At 65.6% G+C, this 7,255-nt stretch carries 8 protein-coding genes and 1 pseudogene; 3 read left to right on the top strand and 6 right to left on the bottom strand.

What is annotated here, in order from left to right; translation table 11 throughout:
• Window positions 1-85 precede the first annotated feature (85 nt).
• From trmD to rpsP, 3 genes are read right to left on the bottom strand one after another with little or no spacing between them, the layout of a single operon-like run.
• The gene (gene trmD / locus WS45_RS26680) at window positions 86-880 is read right to left on the bottom strand and encodes a tRNA (guanosine(37)-N1)-methyltransferase TrmD (RefSeq protein WP_059447922.1); all 795 of its coding nucleotides are present in this window, start codon (window positions 878-880) and stop codon (window positions 86-88) included.
• Window positions 880-1,557, bottom strand: a complete 678-nt coding sequence (gene rimM / locus WS45_RS26685) for a ribosome maturation factor RimM (protein WP_059702529.1) — start codon at window positions 1,555-1,557, stop codon at window positions 880-882. Before rimM ends, trmD begins: the two co-directional genes overlap by 1 nt.
• Window positions 1,558-1,599: 42 nt before the next feature.
• Window positions 1,600-1,854, bottom strand: a complete 255-nt coding sequence (rpsP, locus tag WS45_RS26690) for a 30S ribosomal protein S16 (RefSeq protein WP_006476550.1) — start codon at window positions 1,852-1,854, stop codon at window positions 1,600-1,602.
• A gap of 153 nt (window positions 1,855-2,007) precedes the next feature.
• Between rpsP and WS45_RS26695 the strand changes: the two genes are divergently transcribed.
• Complete coding sequence (locus WS45_RS26695; RefSeq protein ID WP_059702531.1) at window positions 2,008-3,147, top strand: PQQ-dependent sugar dehydrogenase; 1,140 nt, start codon at window positions 2,008-2,010, stop codon at window positions 3,145-3,147.
• 110 nt (window positions 3,148-3,257) lie between these two features.
• On the top strand, window positions 3,258-3,725 hold the full coding sequence (locus WS45_RS26700; RefSeq protein ID WP_059523814.1) for an NINE protein: 468 nt from the start codon (window positions 3,258-3,260) through the stop codon (window positions 3,723-3,725).
• A gap of 22 nt (window positions 3,726-3,747) precedes the next feature.
• On the opposite strand, the gene WS45_RS26705 is transcribed toward WS45_RS26700, so the two are convergent.
• Window positions 3,748-4,926, bottom strand: a complete 1,179-nt coding sequence (locus WS45_RS26705) for a PA0069 family radical SAM protein (RefSeq protein ID WP_059702533.1) — start codon at window positions 4,924-4,926, stop codon at window positions 3,748-3,750.
• 91 nt (window positions 4,927-5,017) lie between these two features.
• Complete coding sequence (locus tag WS45_RS26710; RefSeq protein WP_006762687.1) at window positions 5,018-5,506, bottom strand: Lrp/AsnC ligand binding domain-containing protein; 489 nt, start codon at window positions 5,504-5,506, stop codon at window positions 5,018-5,020.
• Window positions 5,507-5,650: 144 nt separating this feature from the next.
• Between WS45_RS26710 and WS45_RS26715 the strand changes: the two genes are divergently transcribed.
• Window positions 5,651-6,937 carry a D-amino acid dehydrogenase gene (locus tag WS45_RS26715; protein WP_059702535.1) on the top strand — a complete coding sequence of 429 codons (1,287 nt, stop codon included), beginning with the start codon at window positions 5,651-5,653 and terminating at the stop codon, window positions 6,935-6,937.
• Window positions 6,938-7,123: 186 nt separating this feature from the next.
• Here the strand turns inward: WS45_RS26715 and WS45_RS35290 are convergent.
• Window positions 7,124-7,255: pseudogene (locus WS45_RS35290) on the bottom strand (electron transfer flavoprotein subunit alpha/FixB family protein); the annotation flags it as partial.

The following is a 7,255-nucleotide window of genomic DNA, read 5'->3' on the forward strand; positions in this document are numbered from 1 at the left end:
AGGCTTGGCCCCGATAGAGGATGGATTCACATCAGGCACCGTGCACGCATGCACGGCACCGCCATTTCCCGCCCGCGCCGCCGCCTCAGGAGGCGTTCTTCGCTTCGCGTGCGAGGTTCGCAAGCCATGCCTCGTCGGCACGGCTCAACAACTTCTCGCGGCGCGCCCGGACGATCAGGTCCGGCCGCTTCCGCAACGTATTCCTCAATGCTTCCTGGCGCCGCCACCGCTCGATCTCGGCATGATGGCCGCCGAGCAGCACGTCCGGCACGCGCATCCCCTCGTATTCCTCGGGGCGCGTGTAATGCGGACAATCGAGCAGCCCGTCGGCGAAGCTGTCCTGCACAGCCGACTGCGCGTCGTTCAGCACGCCGGGCAGCAGGCGCACGACGGCATCCATCATCGCCATCGCCGGCAGTTCGCCGCCGGACAGAACGAAATCGCCGAGGCTGATTTCCTCGTCGACGCACCGGTCGAGCAAACGCTGATCGATCGCCTCGTAGCGGCCGCACAGCACGATGACACCAGGCTCCTGCGCCATTCGCACCGCACGTTCGTGCGTGAACGGTGCACCTTGCGGCGACATCATCACCACACGCGTGCTCGCGACGCCCTGCTCCGCCTGTGCTGCTTTCGCAGCGCCGATCGCGGCCTCGAGCGGCCTGGCCAGCATCACCATGCCCGGACCGCCGCCGTACGGACGATCGTCGACCGTGCGGTAGTTGTCCGTCGTGAAATCACGCGGATTCCAGGTGCGCAGCCCGAAGCGCCCCTGCTTCACGGCCCGGCTGGTGATTCCCCAGTCGGTCAGTGCGCGGAACATTTCGGGAAAGAGCGTGACGACGTCGAACTGCACCGCGCTCTCCGTAACCTGGTTCATTAGTAATCGGCTTCCCAGTCGACGACGATGCGACGTGCCGCCTGATCCACCGTTTTGACGTAGACGCCGACGAACGGAATCAGCCGTTCGTCGGTGGTCGGCCGACCATCCTTGCCGACTGCCGGATACTCGACGCGCATGATCGAATGCACGCCGTTGTCGATCATCCCGCTTACCGTCCCGAGCGCCACCGATTGCTCGTTGACGACCACGAGGCCGATCAGGTCGACCCAATAGAATTCGTCCGCGGCCAATGCCGGGAAATCTTCCCGGCGCACGAACACGCGAAAGCCGCGCAAAGCCATTGCGGCATCGCGGTCGCTGACACCCGCGGTATGCGCGACGACTGTGTCGCCGTGCGTCTTCGACTGCAGGATGCGGGCAGACAAGCGCTCCCCACCCCGTTCCAGCCACCAGCGGCGCGCCTTGAGCAGCGCATCGCCGCCGCGACCGGCGTCTGCATGCGTCGCCACCTTGACCCAGCCTTTCAGGCCATAGGCGTCGACGACCGCCCCGACCTCGACAGCATCGTCGGGCCAGGCTTGTACTGCCTCGAGACTGCCCTGCTCGGCAGCCACACCGGCGCTCGCGACAGTGTCGCGCTCGACCGGCTTGCGGACGAATGCGCCAAATGACGCTCGCCCGCGCTTTGCGTTACCGGAATCGTGACCGGACATCAATGCTCCTTGCAGCCGGCACGACCGGCACACCGCGCCATGTTAGGCAGCCGGTTGCGCCTTTTGCGCTTCCTTCACGAGACGCTGGACGGTCGGCGACAGTTGCGCGCCAACGCCTTGCCAGTACGTCAGGCGGTCCTGAGCGATACGCAGCGACTCGCCCTTCGTGGCGACCGGGTTGTAGAAGCCGACGCGCTCGATGAAGCGGCCGTCACGACGGTTGCGCGAATCGGTAGCGACGATGTTGTAGAACGGGCGCTTCTTCGAGCCGCCGCGAGCCAGACGGATGATAACCATATGAAATCCTTCGGGAAAACCGGGTTCGAAACTACTGAAACGTGCGATTATAGCCGGAAACCAAAGCCACAACAAACACTTACGCGCAAAAATTCCACGGACGCCCTGCACGCCGGGCATACAATCGTCGTGTCCACGACGCTTACCGCCGCCATGCCGCCATCTTGCGTCACCCTGGCGCGCCGCGCGCAGCACCGCCTCGCGGGCTTGCTGACCGGCCTCCTCACCTGCCTCGCAGCCACCGCGGCTTGCGCCGCAACGCCGGCGGACAAACTGGTCGTGCCGCCCGGCTTCCACGTCGACGTGCTGACCGACGCCGTGCCGACCGCCCGCGAAATGGCGTGGTCGCCGCGCGGAATCCTGTATGTCGGCTCGCGGGAAGGCCGCGTGCATGCACTTGTGATGCAGGAGGGCCAGATCACGGCCCGCTACGTGATCGCATCGGGGCTCGACATGCCCGTCGGCGTCGCGTATCGCGACGGCGCGCTCTATATCTCCGCCGTGTCGCGTATTCTGCGCCTCGATCACATCGACGACCGGCTCGCCAGGCCTCCGGCGCCGGCTGTCGTGACGGATACGCTGCCGACCGATCATCATCACGGCTGGAAATTCATCGCATTCGGCCCCGACGGCAAGCTCTACGTGCCGACCGGCGCCCCATGCAACGTGTGCCTCGCCGATCGCGGTCGATACGCGATCATCGCACGCATGAACGCGGACGGCAGCGGCCGGGAAGTGTTTGCCCGCGGCGTGCGCAATACCGTCGGCTTTGCCTGGCACCCCGAGTCGCGCGAGCTGTGGTTCACCGACAACGGGCGCGACTTGATGGGCGACGACGTGCCCGACGACAAGCTGAATCGTGCGCCGCGCGCGGGCCTCGATTTCGGCTTTCCATACTGCCACGGCGGCGACACGCCCGACCCTGAATTCGGCAGCGCCGACGTGTGCCGCCGCTACGCGCCGCCCGTGCTGAAACTCGGCGCGCACGTCGCGGCACTCGGCATGCGCTTCTATACGGGGACAATGTTTCCGGCGTCATATCGCAACAACATCTTCATTGCCGAGCATGGTTCGTGGAATCGCAGCACGAAGGTCGGCTATCGCGTAATGCGCGCGGTCGTGTCGGCCGACGGCAGCCATGCAAGCCAGACACCGTTCATCACAGGCTGGCTGCGCGCGGACGGCACCGTGTGGGGGCGCCCGGCCGACGTCCTGCCGCTGCCGGACGGCTCGCTGCTCGTCAGCGACGACTACGCAGGCGCCATCTACCGCATCACCTATGCGGCACCTTGACGCAGGCAAGGGGTGACCGGGCCCGACCGGGCATCGTAGAATGCGTGCCGGGCCGAGCGCCCCGCGCCGGCCTGCCGGCCGCCCATGCCAACGATAATCCGCCGCCATCCATGTCCAGCAGCACCGCATCGTCCCGTCGCTTCCGCTCCAAGACGCTCACCGCCGCCCTCGCGTTCCTGCTCGGTTCGCTCGGCGCGCACCGCTTCTACCTGTACGGCTTTCGCGACGTGTACGGCTGGGCGCACCTGCTCGCGACAATCGTCGGGATCCCGGGTTTCCTGCTGCTCGCCGCGACCCAGCGCAGTGCCAACCTCGGCTGGTGGCTCGCCGTGCCGGGTGCGATCTCGCTTCTGGCAGCGTTCCTCGCCGCGCTCGTCTACGGCCTGCGCCCCGACGAGAAGTGGGACGCGCAATTCAATGCCGACACAGGCAAGCACAGCCAGTCAGGCTGGACGGTGATCTTCATCGTGATCTTTTCGCTGCTGATCGGTGCGTTCCTGCTGATGACCGCCCTCGCGCTGTCGTTCCAGACGTACTTCGAATCGCAAGTCGAAGCGGCAAAGCAAATCTCGCAGTAAGCGCCAACACGCGTCGGCCGGATCAGAACAGGCTCAGTTGCACGTCGTCACGCGACTTCGTGCCGGTCGCGCCCGCCACCGGGCGCTGCGCCGCCGCCCCGGTCGCCGGCGCACCGCGAAACTGCGACAGATCCAGAATGCCGTTCGCACGCTCGTTCAACCCTAGCCGCTTCACGGCCTGACGGAACCGCTGCCGCAACAGGTCCGCCCAGATTCCCTCGCCCTTCATCCGCTTCGCGAAATCCGAGTCGTAGTCCTTCCCGCCGCGCATGTCGCGCACGCGGTTCATCACGCGCTCCGCGCGATCGGGGAAATGCGCGGAGAGCCAGTTCTTGAACAGCGGCGCGACCTCCCACGGCAGCCGCAGGATGATGTAACTCGCGTGCGTCGCGCCGGCTTCAGCACAAGCTTCCAGCACACGCTCCATGTCCGGCTCGGTGACGAACGGAATCATCGGTGCAATGCTGACGCCCACCGGCACGCCCGCATCGCGCAGCGCGCGGATCGTGCGCAGCCGGCGCGCCGGCGTCGCCGCACGCGGCTCGAGCGTGCGCGCGAGATCGGCATCGAGCGTCGTGATCGTGACCGCGGCCATCACCTGCCCGCGCTCGGCCATCGGGGCCAGCAGATCCAGATCGCGCTCGATCAGGGACGATTTCGTGATCGCCGCGAACGGCAGCCCGTGATCGTGCATTACCTGGATCACGCTGCGCGTGATGCGCAGATCGCGCTCGACCGGCTGGTATGCATCGGTGTTGACGCCGAGCGCGATCGGCTCCGGCACGTAGCGCTTGCGCGAAATCTCGCGCTCGAGCAATTCGGCCGCGTTGACCTTCGCGTAGATGCGACTCTCGAAATCGAGCCCCGGCGACAGACCGAGGTAACTATGGGTCGGCCGTGCAAAGCAGTAGATGCAGCCATGCTCGCAGCCGCGATACGGATTGAGCGACACGCTGAACGGTATGTCCGGCGACTGGTTGTGCGTCAGGATGCTCTTTGCGCGCTCCTCGAACACCTGCGTGCGCAGCGGCGCGGGCAGATCGGCGTCGTCCGATTCGTGTGTCCAGCCGTCATCGACCGCTTCGCGCAGCGCCGTTTCGTATCGCCCCTGGAGGTTGTCGACCGCACCGCGCCCCTTGCGGGGCGCCGGCGGCGCTATCGGAAATTCGTTGTCGGACCGACCGTCCATGCGCTCACCCATTCGCCTGCACCGAATACTGTACATTTATACAGTATTGGGTGCAGCATGCCAAGGGCGGGATTGAGGGACGGGCTGCAGGCAGCAGCCACGGTCATTCGCCGACCGAGATCGTCAGCGTCTCCTTGATTTCTTCCATCACGACATAGCTCTTCGACTGCACCGCGCCGGGCAGCTGCAGCAGGATGTCGCCCAGCAGCTTGCGATAGTCGGCCATTTCACCGATGCGCGCCTTGATCAGGTAATCGAAGTCGCCGGACACGAGATGGCACTCGAGCACCTCGTCGATCTTCATCACTTCGCGCCGGAACTGCTCGAACATGTTGCCGCCCTTGTGGCCGAGCGTGATCTCGACGAATACCAGCAACGCGGCGCCGAGCTGGCCCGGATCGACGCGTGCGTGATAGCCGGTGATGACGCCGTCGCGCTCCATGCGCCGCACGCGTTCGATACACGGCGTGACGGTCAGCCCGACCTGCTCCGCGAGGTCCTTCATCGCCATCCGGCCGTCGTCCTGGAGCAGTTTGAGGATGCGCCGGTCGAGCTTGTCGAGCGAGCGTACTGGCTGGCGTTGCGTTCTCATTTGTTTATGCTGAAAACCTGAAAAATACGATAACAAAACCTGCACATTCGACAATACCATAGCGCAAAAAACTAGATCAGCTAGAGGTTACACGGAGACGCACGTGCGCCCGGCCTCGCCCTGATCCTTCCATCTGGAGCAGCTATGCGAGTCGTCATTCTGGGCAGCGGTGTGGTGGGCGTGGCAAGCGCGTATTACCTCGCGCGCGCCGGTCATGAAGTCACGGTGATCGACCGGGAAGCCGGCCCGGCGCTCGAGACGAGCTTCGCGAACGCAGGTCAGATCTCGCCCGGCTATGCTGCGCCGTGGGCCGCGCCCGGCGTGCCGCTGAAGGCCGTCAAGTGGATGTTCGAGAAGCACGCGCCGCTCGCGATCCGCCTCGACGGCACGCGCTTCCAGCTCCAGTGGATGTGGCAGATGCTGCGCAACTGCACGGCCGAGCGCTATGCAGTCAACAAGGGCCGCATGGTCCGCCTCGCCGAATACAGCCGCGATTGCCTGCAGGCGCTGCGCGCCGATACGGGCATCCAGTACGAAGGCCGCACGGGCGGCACGCTGCAGCTGTTCCGCACGCAGCAGCAACTCGACGGCGCGGCGAAGGATATCGCGGTGCTGCAGGAAGCGAACGTGCCGTTCGAACTGCTGTCGCCGGCCGAGCTCAAGAATGCCGAACCGGCGCTCGCCGCCGTGTCGCACAAGCTGACGGGCGGCCTGCGCCTGCCGGGCGACGAAACGGGCGACTGCCAGTTGTTCACGACGCGCCTCGCGGCGCTCGCGGAATCGCTCGGCGTGAAGTTCCGCTACAACACGCCGATCGACGCGCTGGCGATCGCGGGCGGCAGGATCGCCGGCGTGCAGTGCGGCAGCGAGACGGTGCGCGCGGATGCATACGTCGTCGCGCTCGGGTCGTACTCCACGAACTTCATCTCGAATCTGATGAAGATCCCCGTCTATCCGCTGAAGGGCTATTCGATCACCGCGCCGATCGTCGACGAGACGGCCGCGCCCGTGTCGACGGTGCTGGACGAAACCTACAAGATCGCGATCACGCGTTTCGACCAGCGCATCCGCGTCGGCGGCATGGCGGAGATCGTCGGCTTCGACAAGAACCTGCGTGCCGCGCGTCGCGAGACGCTCGAAATGTGCGTGAACGACCTGTTCCCGGGCGGCGGCGACACGTCGAAAGCAACGTTCTGGACAGGCCTGCGCCCGATGACGCCGGACGGCACGCCGATCGTCGGCCGCACGCCGGTCTCGAACCTGTTTCTGAACACCGGCCACGGCACGCTCGGCTGGACGATGTCGTGCGGGTCGGGCCAACTGCTCGCCGACCTGCTCTCGGGCAAGAAACCGGCAATCCAGGCCGACGACCTGTCGGTGCATCGCTACCTGAAGGACGTGGCCGGCCAGACGCGCCCGGCATACGCATAAGTCGGAACGGTCCGCCGCGACCAAGGCCGGCCCGCATCAACGAAAAAGGCGCCCTCGGGGCGCCTTTTTCATTACAGCGAATGCGTTTCGGGCTCGAAACAGAGCCTCGGCCATCGCACAAAAAAGGGGCGCTCATCGCGCCCCTCGTCTTGCGTACTTGCCGCCGAAGCGTCAAGTCACGCCGTGTCAGCCCAGTTCGTTCACGAGTTCCGGCACGAGCGCGAACAGATCGCCGACGAGCCCGTAGTCGGCCACGCTGAAGATCGGCGCTTCGGGATCCTTGTTGATCGCGACGATCACCTTCGAATCCTTCATGCC

This window comes from Burkholderia sp. RF2-non_BP3, assembly GCF_001522185.1.
Lineage (GTDB): Bacteria > Pseudomonadota > Gammaproteobacteria > Burkholderiales > Burkholderiaceae > Burkholderia > Burkholderia diffusa.

Excerpts from the sequence above, each read along its gene's own strand:
- trmD (WP_059447922.1), bottom strand. The coding sequence starts at position 880 with ATGAACCAGGTTACGGAGAGCGCGGTGCAGTTCGACGTCGTCACGCTC.
- rimM (WP_059702529.1), bottom strand. The coding sequence starts at position 1,557 with ATGTCCGGTCACGATTCCGGTAACGCAAAGCGCGGGCGAGCGTCATTT.
- rpsP (WP_006476550.1), bottom strand. The coding sequence starts at position 1,854 with ATGGTTATCATCCGTCTGGCTCGCGGCGGCTCGAAGAAGCGCCCGTTC.
- WS45_RS26695 (WP_059702531.1), top strand. The coding sequence starts at position 2,008 with ATGCCGCCATCTTGCGTCACCCTGGCGCGCCGCGCGCAGCACCGCCTC.
- WS45_RS26700 (WP_059523814.1), top strand. The coding sequence starts at position 3,258 with ATGTCCAGCAGCACCGCATCGTCCCGTCGCTTCCGCTCCAAGACGCTC.
- WS45_RS26705 (WP_059702533.1), bottom strand. The coding sequence starts at position 4,926 with ATGGGTGAGCGCATGGACGGTCGGTCCGACAACGAATTTCCGATAGCG.
- WS45_RS26710 (WP_006762687.1), bottom strand. The coding sequence starts at position 5,506 with ATGAGAACGCAACGCCAGCCAGTACGCTCGCTCGACAAGCTCGACCGG.
- WS45_RS26715 (WP_059702535.1), top strand. The coding sequence starts at position 5,651 with ATGCGAGTCGTCATTCTGGGCAGCGGTGTGGTGGGCGTGGCAAGCGCG.